This window comes from Pukyongiella litopenaei (genome assembly GCF_003008555.2).
GTDB classification, from domain to species: Bacteria; Pseudomonadota; Alphaproteobacteria; order Rhodobacterales; family Rhodobacteraceae; genus Pukyongiella; species Pukyongiella litopenaei.
Genome location: NZ_CP027665.1, coordinates 3,756,848 through 3,773,792 on the forward strand (window position 1 = coordinate 3,756,848; position 16,945 = coordinate 3,773,792).

17 protein-coding genes are annotated in these 16,945 nt (G+C 65.7%); 7 read left to right on the top strand and 10 right to left on the bottom strand.

Annotated elements, in window-relative coordinates:
- The first annotated feature begins 48 nt into the window (after positions 1–48).
- The gene (locus tag C6Y53_RS18290; RefSeq protein WP_106473729.1) at positions 49–477 is read left to right on the top strand and encodes a potassium channel family protein; all 429 of its coding nucleotides are present in this window, start codon (positions 49–51) and stop codon (positions 475–477) included.
- A 6-nt stretch (positions 478–483) separates the two neighbouring features.
- On the opposite strand, the gene cls is transcribed toward C6Y53_RS18290, so the two are convergent.
- A complete protein-coding gene (cls, locus tag C6Y53_RS18295) occupies positions 484–1,896 on the bottom strand; it encodes a cardiolipin synthase (protein WP_106473730.1) in 1,413 nt (470 codons plus the stop codon).
- 93 nt (positions 1,897–1,989) lie between these two features.
- Positions 1,990–3,117, bottom strand: coding sequence for an AI-2E family transporter (locus C6Y53_RS18300; RefSeq protein WP_106473731.1), 1,128 nt, complete (start codon positions 3,115–3,117; stop codon positions 1,990–1,992).
- A 113-nt stretch (positions 3,118–3,230) separates the two neighbouring features.
- On the opposite strand from C6Y53_RS18300, the gene C6Y53_RS18305 reads away from it, so the two are divergent.
- The gene (locus C6Y53_RS18305) at positions 3,231–4,067 is read left to right on the top strand and encodes a YihY/virulence factor BrkB family protein (RefSeq protein ID WP_244614888.1); all 837 of its coding nucleotides are present in this window, start codon (positions 3,231–3,233) and stop codon (positions 4,065–4,067) included.
- Positions 4,064–5,983, top strand: coding sequence for a cytochrome c3 family protein (locus tag C6Y53_RS18310; protein ID WP_106473733.1), 1,920 nt, complete (start codon positions 4,064–4,066; stop codon positions 5,981–5,983). Before C6Y53_RS18305 ends, C6Y53_RS18310 begins: the two co-directional genes overlap by 4 nt.
- Positions 5,984–5,986: 3 nt before the next feature.
- On the opposite strand, the gene C6Y53_RS18315 is transcribed toward C6Y53_RS18310, so the two are convergent.
- Positions 5,987–6,688 (bottom strand): RlmE family RNA methyltransferase, encoded by a 702-nt coding sequence (locus C6Y53_RS18315; protein WP_106473734.1) that lies wholly within the window; start codon positions 6,686–6,688, stop codon positions 5,987–5,989.
- A gap of 287 nt (positions 6,689–6,975) precedes the next feature.
- Positions 6,976–8,535 (bottom strand): glutamine-hydrolyzing GMP synthase, encoded by a 1,560-nt coding sequence (guaA, locus tag C6Y53_RS18320; RefSeq protein WP_106473735.1) that lies wholly within the window; start codon positions 8,533–8,535, stop codon positions 6,976–6,978.
- Positions 8,536–8,677: 142 nt separating this feature from the next.
- On the opposite strand from guaA, the gene C6Y53_RS18325 reads away from it, so the two are divergent.
- Positions 8,678–10,222 carry a trimethylamine methyltransferase family protein gene (locus tag C6Y53_RS18325; RefSeq protein ID WP_106473736.1) on the top strand — a complete coding sequence of 515 codons (1,545 nt, stop codon included), beginning with the start codon at positions 8,678–8,680 and terminating at the stop codon, positions 10,220–10,222.
- Positions 10,223–10,253: 31 nt separating this feature from the next.
- On the opposite strand, the gene C6Y53_RS18330 is transcribed toward C6Y53_RS18325, so the two are convergent.
- Positions 10,254–10,553 carry a DUF6477 family protein gene (locus tag C6Y53_RS18330; protein ID WP_106473737.1) on the bottom strand — a complete coding sequence of 100 codons (300 nt, stop codon included), beginning with the start codon at positions 10,551–10,553 and terminating at the stop codon, positions 10,254–10,256.
- Positions 10,554–10,783: 230 nt separating this feature from the next.
- Here C6Y53_RS18330 and C6Y53_RS18335 point away from each other — a divergent pair, with 230 nt between their 5' ends.
- On the top strand, positions 10,784–11,881 hold the full coding sequence (locus C6Y53_RS18335) for a DUF6456 domain-containing protein (RefSeq protein WP_106474197.1): 1,098 nt from the start codon (positions 10,784–10,786) through the stop codon (positions 11,879–11,881).
- A gap of 54 nt (positions 11,882–11,935) precedes the next feature.
- Here C6Y53_RS18335 and C6Y53_RS18340 read toward each other — a convergent pair whose 3' ends face one another.
- Positions 11,936–12,850 (bottom strand): hypothetical protein, encoded by a 915-nt coding sequence (locus C6Y53_RS18340; RefSeq protein ID WP_106473738.1) that lies wholly within the window; start codon positions 12,848–12,850, stop codon positions 11,936–11,938.
- Between the two features lie 256 nt (positions 12,851–13,106).
- Between C6Y53_RS18340 and lipA the strand changes: the two genes are divergently transcribed.
- Positions 13,107–14,057, top strand: a complete 951-nt coding sequence (lipA, locus tag C6Y53_RS18345) for a lipoyl synthase (protein WP_106473739.1) — start codon at positions 13,107–13,109, stop codon at positions 14,055–14,057.
- 64 nt (positions 14,058–14,121) lie between these two features.
- Here lipA and C6Y53_RS18350 read toward each other — a convergent pair whose 3' ends face one another.
- The 4 genes from C6Y53_RS18350 to hpt form a co-directional block, all read right to left on the bottom strand.
- On the bottom strand, positions 14,122–15,003 hold the full coding sequence (locus C6Y53_RS18350) for a c-type cytochrome (RefSeq protein ID WP_425300367.1): 882 nt from the start codon (positions 15,001–15,003) through the stop codon (positions 14,122–14,124).
- Positions 15,004–15,033: 30 nt separating this feature from the next.
- The gene (locus tag C6Y53_RS18355) at positions 15,034–15,519 is read right to left on the bottom strand and encodes a c-type cytochrome (RefSeq protein WP_106473741.1); all 486 of its coding nucleotides are present in this window, start codon (positions 15,517–15,519) and stop codon (positions 15,034–15,036) included.
- Between the two features lie 135 nt (positions 15,520–15,654).
- A complete protein-coding gene (locus tag C6Y53_RS21090) occupies positions 15,655–15,816 on the bottom strand; it encodes a hypothetical protein (RefSeq protein WP_211299424.1) in 162 nt (53 codons plus the stop codon).
- Between the two features lie 4 nt (positions 15,817–15,820).
- Positions 15,821–16,369, bottom strand: a complete 549-nt coding sequence (gene hpt / locus C6Y53_RS18360; RefSeq protein ID WP_106473742.1) for a hypoxanthine phosphoribosyltransferase — start codon at positions 16,367–16,369, stop codon at positions 15,821–15,823.
- Positions 16,370–16,461: 92 nt separating this feature from the next.
- On the opposite strand from hpt, the gene C6Y53_RS18365 reads away from it, so the two are divergent.
- Positions 16,462–16,908 carry a type II toxin-antitoxin system RatA family toxin gene (locus C6Y53_RS18365; RefSeq protein WP_106473743.1) on the top strand — a complete coding sequence of 149 codons (447 nt, stop codon included), beginning with the start codon at positions 16,462–16,464 and terminating at the stop codon, positions 16,906–16,908.
- Positions 16,909–16,945: the final 37 nt, after the last annotated feature.

Sequence of the window (16,945 nt, forward strand, 5' to 3'; positions counted from 1 at the left end):
TCGTCCGGTGCGGTGCCGCGACAAGGGTGAAAAGCAACGGGGGTTCCCATGACCTTGCCCGACCAGATCCTCTGGGGCAGCGGATTTCTGGCGCTGTGCCTGCTGGTGCATGTGATCTGCCTCGCGGTCGGGGCCGGCCCGCTGGAGCGGCTGGCGCAGTGGCTGGCGCATCGTCGTCTGATCATCAGGCTGTCGGGGATCCTGATTGCCTCCGTCACCATCATCGTTGTCGCGCTCACCATCCAGATCTGGATCTGGGCCAGCGCCTGGATCTCCTTTGGCGTGTTCGACGACTGGAACACGGCGACCTATTTCTCGCTCGTGACCTATACCTCGCTGGGATATGGCGATGTGGTGCTCGAGCCGGGGTCGCGGGTGTTCGGCGTCTTTGCCGCGGTGACCGGGCTGCTGGGCTTTGGCATCTCGACCGCCTACCTGATGGCGGTGCTGAACCGGCTGCTGGGGCGCAACCGCTGAATTCGCTCACAGCAGGGGTGAAAACAGCCGCGCCAGCGGTGCGGCCCAGCGGATATGCGCGGGTTGCTGCGCCAGCATGCGGTCGAGTTCGTAGGCGCGGTCGAAATCGGCGTCGAGCATGGTGGCCACGTCCCGTGCGACGCTGGCGTTGAAGAACATCGCCATGGCCTCGAAATTCAGCCGGAAGGACCGGTTGTCGAGATTGGCGGTGCCCACCGCGCCGATCGTGTCGTCGATCAGGATGACCTTCTGGTGCATGAAGCCGCTGGTATAGCGAAACACCCGCGCGCCGGCCTCGCGGATCTCGTCGAAATAGGAAAAGGCGGCGAGCCAGGGCATCCGGTGGTCGATCACGTCGGGCACCAGCAGGCGCACATCGACCCCGCGCAGCGCGGCATTGCGCAGCGCGCTGAGAATGTCGGTATCGGGAACGAAATAGGGGGACGCGATCCAGCAACGGTCCCGGGCCGCGTTGATCGCCGAAAAGAACATCAGGTTGCCGGTCTCGTTCTGGTCGGCCGGGCCGGTGGCGACGATCAGCCCGGTGGCATCCGCCTCGGCATGGGTGGGATGCCAGTTCAGGCTTTCCAGCAGGTTCTCGCCGGTGCCGTAGTGCCAGTCCTCGGCAAAGATGAGCTGCAACTGCGCGACCATCGGCCCGCGCAGTTCGATCATCGTGTCGCGCCAGTCGCCGAAATGCGGATCGCGGCCCATGTATTCGTCGCCGACATTCAGCCCGCCGGTGAACCCGGTTTCGCCATCGGCGATCACGGTCTTGCGATGGTTGCGGAAATTGAGGCGGAACCGGATCGTCGGCAGCGGCGATGTATCGCCTTCGACCAGTTCGATTCCGGCGTCATAGAGCCGCTGCACATAGGCGCGCGGCAGGCGGAAACTGCCCACCGGGTCCATGATCATCCGCACGGTGACGCCGCGCCCGGCCGCGGCGATCAGCCGGTCCGCCAGCGCCCGGCCCAGTTCATCGTCGCGAAAGATATAGAACTGCACCAGCAGATAATGCCTGGCGGCGTCGATGGCCTCGAACATGGCGTCGAACGCGGCTGCGCCGTCCACCAGCAGCCGGCCCGAGTTTCCCCGCAATGCGGGCAGTCCGGCGCAGTATTCGAACGGGCCCAGATCGATCGGCGTGGCGCCGGGCGGCGGGCTGTAGGCCAGCGCCTGGTTGCGAATGCCAGCGATGACCTGTTCGGACTGGCGCCGCGCGGTGACATATCCGCGAAACCGGTGGTTGCCGAGAAACAGGTAGAGCGGCACTGCCAGGTGCGGGGCGGACAACAGGAACACCACCCAGCCGACCGCGCCCTGCGGCGTGCGCGCGGTGCGCGCGGCGCGCAGCGAAAACGCGACCGCGGCGGCGAGCAGGGCCGCGACCAGCACCGAACTGAGAATGATCCACATATCCGCCTGCTCCGCTGCCTGGCCACGGTCCTTGACCCACGACAGGCATCCTAGGGGGCGATGATGGCGAACGGAACCGTGTTTGCGCCCGGCTCAGGCGCCGGCGGGATCGGTCGACAGCCGCCCGTCCTTCGACATCATCACCGCCAGCGGCCGGGTTGCGGGGATGTGGCTGAACACGATCAGCAGGCAGACCGTCAGCGGCACGCTGAGAAACGCGCCCAGAATGCCCCAGATCGTGGTCCAGAAGGTCAGCGCGATGATCACCATGAAGGTCGACAGGTTGACCCGCCGCCCGGTCAGCGCCGGGTCGAGCATGTTCCCGATCAGGAATTGCAGCGTTCCGCATCCCAGCAGGATGATCAGCACCGGCGTCAGCGTGTCGAACTGGATCAACGCCGCCAGCGTGGCGAACAGCACCGCGAACACGGACCCGATCGAGGGGATGAAATTCAGCGCAAAGGTCAGCACGGCCCAGGTTTCGGCGAACTCCAGCCCCAGCCAGCGAAACACGGCGTAGGACAGCAGTGCGGTGATCGCGCTGATGAAGCTCTTGACCCCGATATATCCCTGCAGGCCGCTGGAAATGGTCGCCATCATCGGCCCCAGTTCGCCGCCCAGCCCCTCGGTGTCGAGCGCCCGTTCCAGCTTGCGGGTCAGCACCCTGCGTTCGGCCAGCATGAACCCGACATAGAGGCAGATCAGCAGGAAGGTGGTGAGAAAGGACTGCGCCCCGCCGACGGCGCTGCGCGCGACCTGTCCCATGTCGATATTGACGAAACTGCTGTTGATCTCGCGGGCGGCGTCATTGCCGATCATGTTGGCGAGACGGCTGATCAACTGGTCGAGCTGGGCTTCGTAGCTGGGAATCGCGCGGGCGAAGCTGGTCGCCTGCGTGCCAAAGATGAACATCACCGCGAACAACCCGGTCAGCACCGCGGTGACGCCCAGCAGGTTGCCCAGCCAGGTCGGCGGGTGCCAGCCCCCGAGGTCGATCCGCACCAGGCGGTCGCTGATCGCGGTGATCAGCACGAATACCAGGAAGGCCACCGCCAGCGGGACCAGAAACCGCGCCCCGGCATAGAGGCCGTAGATGCTCAGCGTGACCACCAGCAGCACATCGCGCCACCGTGCCAGCGTCTGGGTCAGGCCGGCGCGTTCGGGCTGCGGGTCGGAAGGCCGGTCGGAATTCGGGTCGGAAATCGGGTCGGAAAGCGGCATGACGGTTCCGGTCTAGCCCGCATCCGCAGCCACGCGCAAGCCATCCGGCGGGGCTGGTTTCGGCATTCGGCGCGGGCTAGGGTGCCGCCATGACAGGGCAGGGAACCAGTGCATTGAATCTGTTTGCCGCCGCGCTCTGGGACGCGGTGCGGCGGTTCAACGACAAGGGCGGCTGGATCATGTCCAGCCATGTGGCGATGTCGATCATGCTGGCGCTGTTCCCGTTCATCCTCTTTGTCGTCGCGCTGGCCGGGTTCCTGTCGCAGGACCTGGACCTGAACGAGATGACCGAACTGATCTTCGGCGCCTGGCCCGCCGAGATCGCCGGCCCGATCGAAAATGAACTGAACCGGGTGCTGGCATCGCCGAAATCGGGGCTGATCACCGTGGGCGGGCTGCTGACGCTCTATTTCGCGTCCAACGGGGTGGATGCGGTCCGGGTGGCGATGAGCCATGCCTATCGCGACACCGATCCGCGCCCGTTCTGGAAGACGCGCCTGCTGTGCCTGGGCTTTGTCATCGCGGGCGGGGCGCTGCTGGTCGCGCTGCTGACGGTGGGGCTGGCGCTGCCGCTCTATGTCCATTTCGTGCTGGACGCGGTGCCCGACGGGATCGCGGGATGGTTCACCGATGCGCGCCTGAACCGGGTGCTGACCCTGCTGATCGCGCTGATCGGGGTCGGGGCATGCCATGTGGTGCTGCCGGGCACCGTTCACCGGCTGTCGCAGATCTGGCCGGGCGTTCTGCTGACCGTTCTGCTCTGGGCGCTGGCGGCGCAGGCGCTGGCCATCTACATGACGCGGTTTGCCAATTACGCGGCCACCTATGCCGGGCTCGCCGGGATGATCGCGGCGCTGATCTTTCTCTACCTGATGGCGGCGATCCTGATATTCGGGTCCGAATTCAACGGCGCGCTGATCAAACGACGTGGCGCAAGGGGCGGGAAATGAAGGGTTTTCATCGATTGGGCGTTGCGTTCGCGCTGCTGATCTGCGCCGAAAACGCCGCCGCGCAGGATCGGCCCGCCTATGTCGGGTCAGAGAGCTGCACCGGCTGTCACGCATCCGAGGCCGAGGCCTGGGCCGGGTCGCATCACGCGCTGGCCTGGACCCGTCCGGGGCCGGACACGGTGTTGGGCGATTTCGGCGACGCGGAGTTTTCCCATGACGGCATGACCGCGCGTTTCAGCGAGGAGGACGGCCGCTATCATGTCGAAGTGACCGAATCCGACGGCACCACCACCGGGTATGAGGTGCATTCGCTGGCCGGGATCGCGCCGTTGCAGCAGCTGCTCTTGCAGATCGAACCGGGACGCCTGCAGAGCTTTGACGTGGCCTGGGACGCGGAGAGGCGGCGCTGGTATCACCTCTATCCCGACCAGTCGCTGCCGCCCGATGACGGGCTGCACTGGACCGGTCCCTACAAGAACTGGAACGCCCGCTGCGCCGAATGTCACGCCACCGGCTATGAACGGAATTTCGGCCTGCGCACCCGCCGCTACGCCCCGCAGCAGGCCGAGATCGGTGTCGGCTGCGAAGCCTGCCACGGGCCGGGGTCGGCCCACCTGGCCTGGGCCGAGGCGGGCGCGACCGAACCGGCACCGCCGCTCTACGGGTTCACCGCAAATTTCGGAGCTGCGGAAGCGACCATCCAGCAATGCGCGGGCTGTCATTCCCGGCGCGAACCGTTGCAGGACGGCAACCCGCTGCCCGGCACGCCATACCACGATGCCTACCGACTCTCGTTGCTGACGCCGGGGCTGTATGAGGCCGACGGGCAGATCCTGGACGAGGTCTATGTATATGGCTCGTTCCTGCAATCCAGAATGTATGCAAGCGGCGTGTCCTGTTCGAACTGCCACGACGCCCATGCGGCGACGCTGAAGGCCGAGGGCAACGCGGTGTGCACGCAATGCCATTCCCCTGCGGGCAACAGCGATTTTCCGAGCCTGCGCCGGGCGTCCTATGACGACCCGTCACATCATTTCCACGACCCCGGCAGCGACGGGGCGCAATGCCGGAACTGCCACATGCCCGAACGGGTCTATATGGGGATCGACGCGCGCAGCGACCATTCGTTCCGGGTGCCGCGCCCGGACCTGGCCGCCATCACCGGCGCGCCGGATACCTGCACCGATTGCCATTCCGACCGCACACCCGGCTGGGCCGCGGCCGAGATCGCGGCGCGGTTCCCCGACAGCGCCCATCGCGGGGCGCATTACGGCGAGGTGCTGGCGCTGGGACGGGACGATCCGGGGGCCGCGGCGGGGGATCTCGCGGCGCTTGCGACGGACCCGGACCAGCCCGGGATCGTGCGGGCCACGGCGCTGTTCCTGATGCAGCAGTCCGCCGGACCGGCCGAGGCCGCGGCGACCGCGCCGCTGTTGACCGACGCCGATCCGCTGGTGCGGGCCTCTGCCACGGCCCTGCAGCGGGCGGCGGACCCGTCCGAGCGGATCGCGCGGCTGATGCCGCTGCTCCGCGATCCGATGCGCTCGGTCAGGCTGGCGACCGCGAGGCAGCTGCTGGATGTCGATCCCGCGATGCTGAAACCCGGCCAGCGGGCAGAACTGGGCGCGGCCATGGCGGACTGGCAGGGCAGCCTGATGTCGCGGATGGATTTTCCCGAAACCCACCTGGTGCTGGGGGGCATGGCGCTGACCCAGCGCAATGCCGCCGCCGCGCAGGCGGCCTTTGCCGAAGCGGTGCGGCTCGACCCGCAACGGGTCGAGGCCTGGACGATGCTGGTGCGGCTGGCGGATGCGGTGGAGGGGCGGCCGGCGGCGCTGCGGGTTCTGGACCGCGCGCTGGCGCGGCTGCCGGTGGATCCCGGATTGCTGCAGCTGAGAGCGACGATGGGGCGCTGATACTCAGCCGCGAAACCCGGTCGCGACCACGAATTTCTCGGAACTGTCCGACCGCGATGCCGGCGGCTTCACATTGGCGACTTTCGTGAATTTCTGCTTCAGCAGCTTCTGCAATTCACCCTCGGCGCCGCCCGCCAGCACCTTGGCGACAAACGTGCCGCCCTCTTCGAGCACGTCAAAAGCAAACCACGCGGCGGTTTCGCAGAGCGCGATGATGCGCAGGTGGTCGGTCTGCTTGTGGCCCGACGACGCCGCGGCCATGTCCGACATCACCACATCCGCCTTGCCGCCGAGCCAGCCCTTGACCGTTTCGTCGGCATCGTCGGCCAAGAAATCGAGCTGGTGGATTTCGGCGCCGGGGATCGGTTCGACCTCCTGCAGGTCGATGCCCAGAACGGCGCCCACCTTCTTGCCGGTCTTTTCACCCAGCGCGTTGACGCGGTCGACGGCGACCTGGCACCAGCCGCCGGGCGCGCAGCCCAGATCCACCACCCGCGCGCCGGGCACCAGAAAGCGGAACTTGTCGTCAAGTTCGAGGATCTTGAAGGCGGCGCGGCCACGATAACCTTCGGCCTGCGCCCGTTTCACATAGGGATCGTTCAGCTGCCGTTGCAGCCAGCGCGTCGAGGACAGCTTGCGCCCGCGCGCGGTCTTTACCTTGACCTTGAGGTCGCGCTGTCCGCGTCCGGATGTGTTCTTGGCCATATGCCGCGTCTCCGTTCCTGTCGTGGATAAACCCAACGGCATCACCCGGCAAGGCGGATGCCGCAATCCGGGCCCGGCCGGTCGTTTGCCGCAGGGCCGGATAGGAAAAATCCGAGCGGCAATGTTAACCTGTTCTTAACCAGACTCATGCTGGCCTGTCACGGCAGGTCAGAATGGTGCGCTGACGACTGCACGACGCGAAGCCCCATCATCCCCGTGGCATTGGCGGTGATGGGGCGGATCGCCGCCCGGCGCGGATGCCGGTCCGGGTCAGACCGCAGCCGGGATCATTCCCATTCGATCGTGCCCGGCGGTTTGCTGGTCACGTCATAGGTCACGCGATTGATCCCCTTGACCTCGTTGATGATCCGCGTCGCGGTCTCGCCGAGGAATTCGTGGCTGAAGGGGTAGTAATCCGCGGTCATGCCATCGACCGAGGTGACCGCGCGCAGGGCGCAGGCATAATCATAGGTGCGCCCGTCGCCCATGACGCCGACCGTCCGCACCGGCAGGATCGCCACGAATGCCTGCCAGATCTCGTCATAAAGCCCGTGCTTGCGGATCTGGTCGATATAGACCGCATCGGCCTTGCGCAGGATATCCAGCTTGTCGCGGGTGATCTCGCCGGGGCAGCGTATCGCGAGGCCGGGACCGGGAAAGGGGTGCCGGCCGATGAAATGAGCGGGCAGGCCCAGTTCGCGGCCCAGGTCCCGCACTTCGTCCTTGAACAGTTCGCGCAGCGGTTCAACCAGCTTCAGCCCCATCTTTTCGGGCAGGCCGCCCACGTTGTGGTGCGATTTGATCGTGACCGAGGGGCCGCCCGAGAACGACACCGATTCGATGACATCGGGATACAGGGTGCCCTGGGCCAGGAATTCGGCCCCGTCGATCTGGTCGGCATATTTCTGGAACACGTCGATGAACAGCCGGCCGATGGTCTTGCGCTTGGTTTCCGGGTCGGAAACGCCTTCGAGCGCGTCGAGGAACAGATCCTGTTCCTGGGCATGGATCACCTGCAGGTTCATGTGATCGCGGAACATGCCGACGACCTCGTCGGCCTCGCCCTGCCGCAGCAGGCCGTGATCGACGAAGACGCAGGTCAGCTGGTCGCCGACCGCCTCGTGGATCAGTGCCGCCGCGACCGAACTGTCGACGCCGCCGGACAGGGCGCAGATCACCCGTTTGTCGCCGATCTGCTTGCGGATATTCGCCACCGCTTCGTCGCGGTAGGCGCCCATGGTCCAGTCGCCGCTGAACCCGGCGAGCCGCACGAAATTCTCATAGAGCTTCCGGCCATTCGGCGTGTGGTGAACCTCGGGGTGGAACTGCACCGCATAGAAATGGCGGGCGGGATCGGCGGTAATCGCGAACGGTGCGTTCGGCGACGTGCCATAGACCGCGAAACCGGGTGCGATCTGGCTGACATGGTCGCCATGGCTCATCCAGACCTGTTCCCGGCCCTCGTCGAACCATCCGGCCAGCAGATCGAGCCGACCCTCGGGCGTGACATAGGCGCGGCCGAACTCGGCAGTGCCGTCACCGCTGACGACCTTGCCGCCGAGCTGCTCCATCATCACCTGCTGGCCATAGCAGATCCCCAGGATCGGGACGCCGAGATCGAAAATCTCCTGCGGGGCGCGGGGCGATCCTTCGCGGGTCACGCTGTCCGGCCCGCCCGAAAAGATGATCGCCCGCGGGGCCATGGCGCGCACGAAATCCATCGTGATGCCCTGGTAGGGGTGGATTTCGCAATAGACGTTCAGCTCGCGCAGGCGGCGCGCGATCAGCTGGGTCACCTGGCTGCCGAAGTCGATGATCAGGAGGCGGTCATGCGATGTCTGGGTCATGGTCTGCCTTTAGGGCGCGGGCGGGTCGCTGACAAGCGGCCTATGTCGCTTTTTCCCCTTATGCGCCGCAACCGTGATCCGCCTTGCGCGGATACTGCGCTAGGAAACGGCCAGCACTGGCTGATCGGACAAGGAAAACAACATGGCGGAAGCAGGCACCCGGCGGCGGGGACGTGGCGGCGGCGGGGCGGCGCGGCGCGCCGAACGCACCAGCGTCCGGATCGAGACCGCGAAATACATCGAGCGCAACATCCCGAATTTCGAGATCCTCACCGACGAGGCGCTGGAGATCATCGAAACCAATGCCGAAACCGTGCTGGCCGAGATCGGCGTGAATTTCGTCAACAATCCCGCCGCGCTGGAGCGGTGGCGGGATGCGGGTGCCGAGATCGAAGGCGAACGGGTGCGCATCCCGCGCGGCCTGGCCCGCAAGCTGTGCGAAACCGCGCCGTCCTCCTATACCCAACATGCGCGCAACCCGGAGAAATCGGTGGTGATCGGGGGCAAGACGCTGGTCTGCGCGCCGGTCTATGGCCCGCCCTTTGTCCGCGATGCCGCCGGCGGGCGCCGCTATGCCACGATGGCGGATTTCGAGACCTTCGTGAAGCTGGGCTACATGTCGAAATGGCTGCATCATTCCGGCGGCACCGTCTGCGAACCCACCGATGTGCCGGTGAACAAGCGCCACCTGGACATGCTGCTGGCGCATATGACGCTCAGCGACAAACCGTTCATGGGATCGGTCACCGAACCGTCCCGCGCCCGCGATTCGGTCGACATGTGCGAAATCCTGTTCGGCAGGGATTTCGTGGCTGAAAACACGGTGATGACATCGCTGATCAACATCAACTCGCCGATGACCTTTGACGACGTGATGATGGGCGCGCTCGAGGTCTATGCCGAGGCGGGGCAGGCCAGCATCGTGTCGCCCTTCATCGTGGGCGGGGCGATGGCGCCGGTTTCGGTCGCGGGGACGCTGACGCAGGTCCTGGCCGAGGTGCTGGCGGGTATCGCCTATTCCCAGCTGGTGCGCCCGGGCGCGCCGGTGATCTTCGGCGCCTTCGTGACATCCATCGACATGAATTCCGGGGCGCCGACCTTTGGCACGCCCGAGGCCAGCCAGATCCTCTACGGCGCTGGGCAACTGGCGCGGCGGATGGGGCTTCCGTTCCGGTCGGGCGGCGGGCTGTGCGCCTCGAAGCTCCCCGATGCGCAGGCCGCATACGAAACCACCCATACCCTCAACGCGGCGCTGATGGGGGGCGTGAATTTCATGCTGCATGCCTGCGGCTGGCTCGAGGGCGGGCTGGTCAGCAGTTTCGAGAAATTCGTGATGGACGCGGACCAGCTCGGCGTCCTGCACAGGCTGGCCCAGGGCGTCGCCTTTGACGAAAGCGCCCAGGCCATGGATGCAATCGCCGAGGTGGGGCCGGGCGGGCATTACCTGGGATGTGCCCATACCCAGGCCAATTTCAAGACCGCGTTCTGGCGATCCGAGGTGCTGGATTACCGGCCGTTCGAAACCTGGGACGAAGCCGGCGCGCCGGATACGCAGGCCCTGGCCGCCCGCCGGGTCGAATATCTTCTGGCCAACTACCAGCAGCCGGCGCTGGACCCGGCCATCGCCGAGGCGCTGGCCGCCTATGTGGCAGAAAAGAAGGCGTCCATGCCCGACGCCTTCATGTAGGGCCGGAGCCGCCCGGCCCGGCAGGCGGCGGTCAGGCCACCGCGGCGGGGCGGGCGGCGCGCAGCAGCTGCGCCTCGCCCATCATCGCGATCAACACGTCGAGATGGCGGGGCAGGGAATATCCCGCATCGTCGTCCCGGCGCTGTTCGTTCATCGCCCGTTCCATCTCGATCAGGCGCATCAGCGCGGCGGCCGGCCGGGGCAGCGTGCCATAGCCCAGCAACCGCTGCAGGTGCCGGTCGCGGCGATAGTCCTGCACCCCCATGCGGGCGGCGCGGATCAGCAGGCGCGGGCGGCGCAGGGTGGTGAGCATGGTGAACAGGTCTTGCATGGGTGATCCTTCCATCTGCAATCGTCGTTGCCCGAGATGTAACTCAACCTGAGCGGGTGTTGCGAAGGTTCGCTGTCCACCGTTCGTTGGTTTCATGAGTGTTTATCTTTTAGAAACAATGCTGAACATCGGGCGACTTATTAACGATCAGGTAATAAACTCGCCCTTAGGTTGTGCTTGGGTTTGATCTGCTCCAAACCCGAAAGAACAGAAGACGGGGACATATGGGGATGGAACCGAAACTTGCCGGGGCGCTGCCGCCCTGGGTGCCGGAAGGGGCGCAACGCTACCTGGCGCATACCGAGGCCGGGCTGTCGATCAGGGAACTGGCGCGCGTTGCCGGCTGTCACGCCTCGACGATCATGCGCCAGGTCCGGCGCGTCGAATTGCGGCGCGACGATCCGCTGGTCGACGCGGCGCTGACCGCGCTGGCGGCCACGCTGAAGACGATGCCGGGCTCATCCGGGGACACCGGAGGCGACGCGCCGCCCGATGCCACGGCACTGGAGGCGGAGGCGATACGGGTCATGCGGCGCCTGTGCGAATCCGGTGCGGTGCTGGCGGTGGCCGAAGGCATGGATAAGGCGGTGGTGGTGCGCGACGACGGCGCCGCCGCGGGCACGAGAACCGCTGTGGTCGATACCCAAATCGCCCGCGTGCTGGCGCTGCGGGACTGGATCACCTGCGACAATCCGGGCCGCGTCAGCCGCTACCGGATCACCACCAGCGGGCGCAGCGAACTGGCGCGGATGCTGGCGGATCGTGAAAACCGCGCGCGTGCGCAATCCGACCAGGGCTTTGCCGAGGCGCAGACGCCGTTCGGCGACCAGCACCGCGCCTTTGCCGAAAAACAGGTGCGGGGCGACGACGGGAACCTGCGCCGCGTGCGTTACAACATGTCCGAAAGCCCGCTGCTGGCGCTGGCCCGCCGCAAGGACCGTGACGGCGGGTTGTTCCTGAGCGCCGATCTCGTCGCCGCCGGGGAACGGCTGCGGGAGGATTTCGAACTGGCGCAGATGGGGCCGCGCGTGGCCCAGAACTGGGACCGGTTCCTGACCGGAGGCGGGCGCGGTGGCTTCGTTCCCGACAGCGGCGTGGGCGACGGCCCCAGCGGTGCCCGCGACCGGGTGGCACGCGCCCTGACCGACCTGGGGCCGGGCCTGTCCGACGTGGCGCTGCGGTGCTGCTGCTATCTCGAAGGGCTGGAACTGGCCGAAAAGCGGATGGGCTGGTCGGCCCGTTCCGGCAAGATCGTGCTGCGCATCGCGCTGCAACGCCTCAAGCGTCACTACGACGAACAGGCCGGAACGGATCGCATGATCGGCTGAATGATCGGCTGACAGCGGCGACAGGCGCGGGCGGAACGCCTCCGGCCGCGCCGATCAACTGGCCGACACGGCATCCTCGACCTTGTCCTCGGCATCCTCGTAGATCCTGGTGCAGGTCTTGTGGGCCTTGGCGATTTTCGAGATCACCTCGATCATCGCCTTCTTGTCGTTATGAGCGTTGATGAATTTCTTCTGTTTCTTGAACGCCGCCTGGTAATCCTTGTTCATCGCCGCCAGCGTCGTCATGTGTTTGGACGCCTCTTTCAGGCTCTTTTTGGCCTTGTCGACATCGCTCTCGGCCAGTTCACCGGCGAATTTCGAGTATTTGCCGATGCTCTTGACCATGCGCAGCGCGGCCTTGATGTTCTTGTTGCGCTTGGCGTCCTCGAGGATCTCGGGCAGTTCCTCGCCTTCGCAGTCTTTCACCGCCTTGGCGACGATACCGTCGATCGAAGCTTTCAGGCGCGCCGCATAGAACACCTCGTGCGTTTTCAGGGTGCCATAGGTGCCGGCGGATTTCTTCAACCCGTCGAGAACCGCCGCCGATTTCTTCAGGGCAACCAGGCCGTCCTTCTGGGCCTTGGCGTCCATCGACGCCTTTGTCTTCTTGAACTCCTTGTCGGCGGCATCCCGCTTGCGCTTCAGCGCGGCATGGGTTTTTTCGGCGGCATCGCAATAGGCCGACAGCGCGGCGAGTTCGTCCTGATAGGTTTCAACCGCCTTCTTCCACAGCCCCAGCGCCTTGGAAAATTCCTTGTTGGCGCGAAAATCATCGGTTCTCTTGCCGGTGATTCCCGCCATCCTCGCCTTGGGGATCGTATCGGCCAGCGCGTCCTCCCTGGTGTAGGCGTCGTTGAGAAACTTCAGCATCTGCTGTTTGATCTTGGCAACCTCCTTGACGGAGTTTTCCATAGCTTTCAGAGTCTTGTCGTCATATTCCTTGCGAAATTCGTCCCAGGCCTTGGCCATGACGGATCCTTTCATGTGAGTGCTGAAAATGGGTCACGGAACATACGGGTAAATGGCAATGGCCAACTATCGGGGCAGAAAACCCGTTCGGGCAAGTGCCTGGTTCACATAAGCGCCGGAAATCTGAACAAACTGCCAACAGCCGCCCGGGCCCGCGATGACCCTGCCGCGCAGCGCGCCCATGCCGCATTGGTGGTTCCCTCGGGCCGCGAATATGCTAGGGACGTTACGTCATTCCAACCCGGGACCCCCGACCATGCGAGATCTGAAGATACCCGAGCAGCGCCACCCGGAGAAAGCCCACCGGCCCGACAATGCGCAGCCCAAGAAACCCGCATGGATCCGGGTCAAGGCACCGGGCGGGCAGGGCTATGCGGACACGCGCCGGATCATGCGCGACAACAATCTCGTCACCGTCTGCGAAGAGGCCGGGTGCCCCAATGTGGGCGAATGCTGGAGCCAGGGCCACGCCACCATGATGATCATGGGCGAGATCTGCACCCGTGGCTGCACCTTCTGCAACATCGCCACCGGGCGGCCCGACGCGCTCGACGTGTTCGAACCGGGGCGGGTGGCGCATGCGGTCGAGAAACTGGGGCTGAACCATGTGGTGATCACCTCGGTCGACCGTGACGATCTCGCGGATGGCGGGGCCGATCATTTCGCGCAGACCATCCGCGCCATCCGCCATCGCAGCCCCGCGACCACGATCGAGATCCTGACCCCGGATTTCCTGAAATGCGCTCCGGAGGTCCTGCAGACCGTGGTCGAGGCGAAACCGGATGTGTTCAACCACAACCTGGAAACCGTGCCGGGGCTCTATCCCGAGGTGCGTCCGGGCGCGCGTTACTTCCATTCGCTGCGACTGTTGCAGCGGGTGAAGGAACTCGACCCAACGGTGTTCACCAAATCCGGTATCATGGTGGGGCTCGGCGAGGACCGGCAGGCGGTGCTGCAGGTGATGGATGACATGCGCGCCGCGGACGTGGATTTCCTGACCATCGGACAATACCTGCAACCGACCCCGAAACACCATGCGGTGGCGCGGTTCGTGCATCCCGACGAATTTGCCACCTATGAAAAGGCGGCGTTCGGCAAGGGGTTCCTGATGGTCTCGGCCACGCCGCTGACCCGGTCCTCTTATCATGCCGGTGACGATTTCGCCCGGCTGCGCGACGCCCGGATGGCAAAGCTGGGGCAGGCCTGAACGGCCGCCCTGCGCCTCTGAAATCGCGGTAAGGGCCGGCCCCGTGCAGCGGCCGTGATTGCCGTCAGGGCAACGCCTTGAGATAGGCGGCGATGGCGGCGCGGTCCTCGCCGGAGAGATGCGCCATGTTGGCGATCACCTTGGTCATCTGCCCGCCGGCGCTGTCGTAATCCGGGGTAAAGCCGGTCTCCAGGTAATAGGCGATGTCCGATTCGCTCCATTTCAGCGATACCGGGTCGATGCCGGGGATCTTGCCCTTGCCGGACGGGTTCGGTGCGCCGGTCATCCAGAGCGACCGGTCCAGGCCGCCGATCGCATTGCGCGGCGTGTGACATTCGGCGCAGTGACCCAGCGCCTCGACCAGATACCGCCCGCGTTCGAGCTGGGGTGTCGGCGCGTCCTCCAGCACCCAATCGGGGGTCATGTTGGCCAGTTTCCACAGGCCCAGCCCGCGCCGCAGCGTGAAGGGAAAGCCCAGCTCATGCGGCTGGCTCTGCGCGTCCGAGGGCGGCAGCGTGTCCAGGAACGCCTTGAGATCGGCCACATCCTGCAATTCCATATGCGCGTAGGTGCCGTAGGGCAGGGCTGGATAGTAATGCGTCCCGTCGGGCGACAGGCCGGCGATCAGAGAATTGGCCAGGTCCTGCGCGCTCCAGCCGCCGATGCCCGCGGGCGAGGGCGACAGGTTGGGCGCCACGAAGGTGCCGAAGGGCGACACCATGCGGTAGCCGCCCGACAACACCAGCCGGGCGTCGTCATCCTTGGCTTCGGGATCCGCGTGGCAGGCCGCACAGCCGGCGGCCCAGAACACGGTTTCGCCACGGGCGCTGTCGCCGGTCAGGCCGGCCATGGCATCGGGAGGCAGCGGCTGCGGGCGCGTGAACACCCAGAACATCGCCGCCGCCAGCACCGATAGCGCAATGAGCACGCGAATGGCCTTGCCGATCATGTCAGACGATCCTGCCCGCGCGACGGGTCAGTTGCTCGGCTTGCGGAAATTTTCGTGACAGCCGCCGCAGGATTTGCCCAGCGGCCCCATCGCGCCGCGCAGCGCCTCGAGCCCGCCACCGGCGGCCTCGTTCATCGCCGCGGCGGCATCGGCATAGGCCTGCGCGGCCTCGCCGATCTTCGAGCCGTCGGCCCAGATTGCCGGCAGCGCCTCGGTGGCCTCGTCGCCCAGGGTCGCATTGTCCGTTCCCTCCGGCCAGAACCGCAACTGCTTCATCTCTGCCAGCGCGGCCAGGTTGCCGGCGGCGCCGGCGGCGGCATCGGCGTCATACTCGATCTCGCCCTTGGCCATCCCGCCCAGCAGCCCGATGTTGAACGCATTGAGCTGCATGTAGGATTGCCGGGCCTTCACGGCGGCGAGCGCGGCCTTGTCGGCGGCATTGTCGCTGATTGCGGATGTGGCGGCGATCCCGGCGGTGAGAATCCCGGCTGCGAGAAGAAGTCCCCGTTTCATGCTGGCTGGCTCCTGATTTTGTTGGCTAACGCAGGGTCAGATTACACAGTTGTGTGCGGCGGTCACCATCACTTTCCGGTGGGGTGGTGTGAATTTTTGCACAAGCCGCGTGCGGATGATCAGGGCGGCGACAGCCTAGCGCCGCAGCCGTTCCGCCTGCGCCCAGTCGGGCCAGACCCCGGCCTTTTCCAGCCCGTAGAGGGCCAGGCACAGGGCGATCACGCCGAACACCAGCAGCACCTTGCGCGGCGACGGCGGGGTGCGCGCCCAGCGGGACATGTGCAAGAGCCAGCGCATCGGGTCAGCCTGCGCCGTCGGTGAATCGCACCTTTCCGATAAAGGGCAGGTTGCGGTCGCGCTGCGCATAGTCGATCCCGTAGCCGACCACGAATTCGTCCGGTATCTCGAACCCGATCCAGTCGGCGCGGCAATCGACCTCGCGCCGGGACGGCTTGTCCAGCAGGGCGATGGATTTCAGCCGCGCCGGGCCGCGGCTGGCCAGCAGGTTGAGAACGTGGTGCATGGTGTGGCCGGTGTCCACGATGTCCTCGACCACCAGCACGTCGCGCCCTTCGACCGGGCTGCGCAGGTCCTTGAGAATGCGCACCTCGCGCGAACTTTCGGTCGAATCGCCATAGGACGAAGCTTCGAGGAAATCGACCTCGATCGGCAGATCCAGTTCGCGAACGAGATCGGCGATGAAGACGAACGAGCCACGCAGCAGGCCGACCACCACCAGCTTGTCGGTATCTCCGAACTGGGCACGGATTTCGTGGGAAAGCCCCTCGATTCGCGCGGCGATGGTCTTGGCCGAGATCATCTCATCTATGACATATGGCCGCTTCGCCATGGCTGCCCCCTTGATTTTCCGGGCCAACCATACGACAGAACGCGCCACTGTCACCCCCATTCGCCCCGGATCGCGCCAACAGAACCGAACATATGCCGACCCATTCCGAAACCCGAACGCTGCCGTATCGCGCGCAGCAGATGTACGATCTGGTGGCAGACGTGGCGGCGTATCCCGAGTTCCTGCCATGGTGCGTGGCCGCGCGCGTGCGCCAGGTCGTCCCGCAGGGCGACGCGCAGGTGATGGAGGCCGACCTGGTGATCGGGTTCCAGGTGTTCCGCGAACGGTTCGGCAGCCGGGTCACCCTGTGGCCGGATCGCAAGCGGATCGACACCGAATACCTGGACGGGCCGTTCCGATACATGCGGTCGAACTGGGCCTTTGCCGACCTGCCCGATGGCCGCTGCGAGGTCTCGTTCTTTGTCGATTTCGAGTTTCGCAACGCGATCCTGCAAAAGATGATCGGTGTCGTGTTCCACGAGGCCATGCACCGGATCGTGGCGGCCTTCGAGGCCCGGGCAAAAGAGCTTCACGGCTGACACTTGCCGATGGACGCGGGCGCGGGCGGGGCTAGAC

Excerpts from the sequence above, each read along its gene's own strand:
- C6Y53_RS18290 (WP_106473729.1), top strand. The coding sequence starts at position 49 with ATGACCTTGCCCGACCAGATCCTCTGGGGCAGCGGATTTCTGGCGCTG.
- cls (WP_106473730.1), bottom strand. The coding sequence starts at position 1,896 with ATGTGGATCATTCTCAGTTCGGTGCTGGTCGCGGCCCTGCTCGCCGCC.
- C6Y53_RS18300 (WP_106473731.1), bottom strand. The coding sequence starts at position 3,117 with ATGCCGCTTTCCGACCCGATTTCCGACCCGAATTCCGACCGGCCTTCC.
- C6Y53_RS18310 (WP_106473733.1), top strand. The coding sequence starts at position 4,064 with ATGAAGGGTTTTCATCGATTGGGCGTTGCGTTCGCGCTGCTGATCTGC.
- C6Y53_RS18315 (WP_106473734.1), bottom strand. The coding sequence starts at position 6,688 with ATGGCCAAGAACACATCCGGACGCGGACAGCGCGACCTCAAGGTCAAG.
- guaA (WP_106473735.1), bottom strand. The coding sequence starts at position 8,535 with ATGACCCAGACATCGCATGACCGCCTCCTGATCATCGACTTCGGCAGC.
- C6Y53_RS18325 (WP_106473736.1), top strand. The coding sequence starts at position 8,678 with ATGGCGGAAGCAGGCACCCGGCGGCGGGGACGTGGCGGCGGCGGGGCG.
- C6Y53_RS18330 (WP_106473737.1), bottom strand. The coding sequence starts at position 10,553 with ATGCAAGACCTGTTCACCATGCTCACCACCCTGCGCCGCCCGCGCCTG.
- C6Y53_RS18335 (WP_106474197.1), top strand. The coding sequence starts at position 10,784 with ATGGAACCGAAACTTGCCGGGGCGCTGCCGCCCTGGGTGCCGGAAGGG.
- C6Y53_RS18340 (WP_106473738.1), bottom strand. The coding sequence starts at position 12,850 with ATGGCCAAGGCCTGGGACGAATTTCGCAAGGAATATGACGACAAGACT.
- lipA (WP_106473739.1), top strand. The coding sequence starts at position 13,107 with ATGCGAGATCTGAAGATACCCGAGCAGCGCCACCCGGAGAAAGCCCAC.
- C6Y53_RS18355 (WP_106473741.1), bottom strand. The coding sequence starts at position 15,519 with ATGAAACGGGGACTTCTTCTCGCAGCCGGGATTCTCACCGCCGGGATC.
- C6Y53_RS21090 (WP_211299424.1), bottom strand. The coding sequence starts at position 15,816 with ATGCGCTGGCTCTTGCACATGTCCCGCTGGGCGCGCACCCCGCCGTCG.
- hpt (WP_106473742.1), bottom strand. The coding sequence starts at position 16,369 with ATGGCGAAGCGGCCATATGTCATAGATGAGATGATCTCGGCCAAGACC.
- C6Y53_RS18365 (WP_106473743.1), top strand. The coding sequence starts at position 16,462 with ATGCCGACCCATTCCGAAACCCGAACGCTGCCGTATCGCGCGCAGCAG.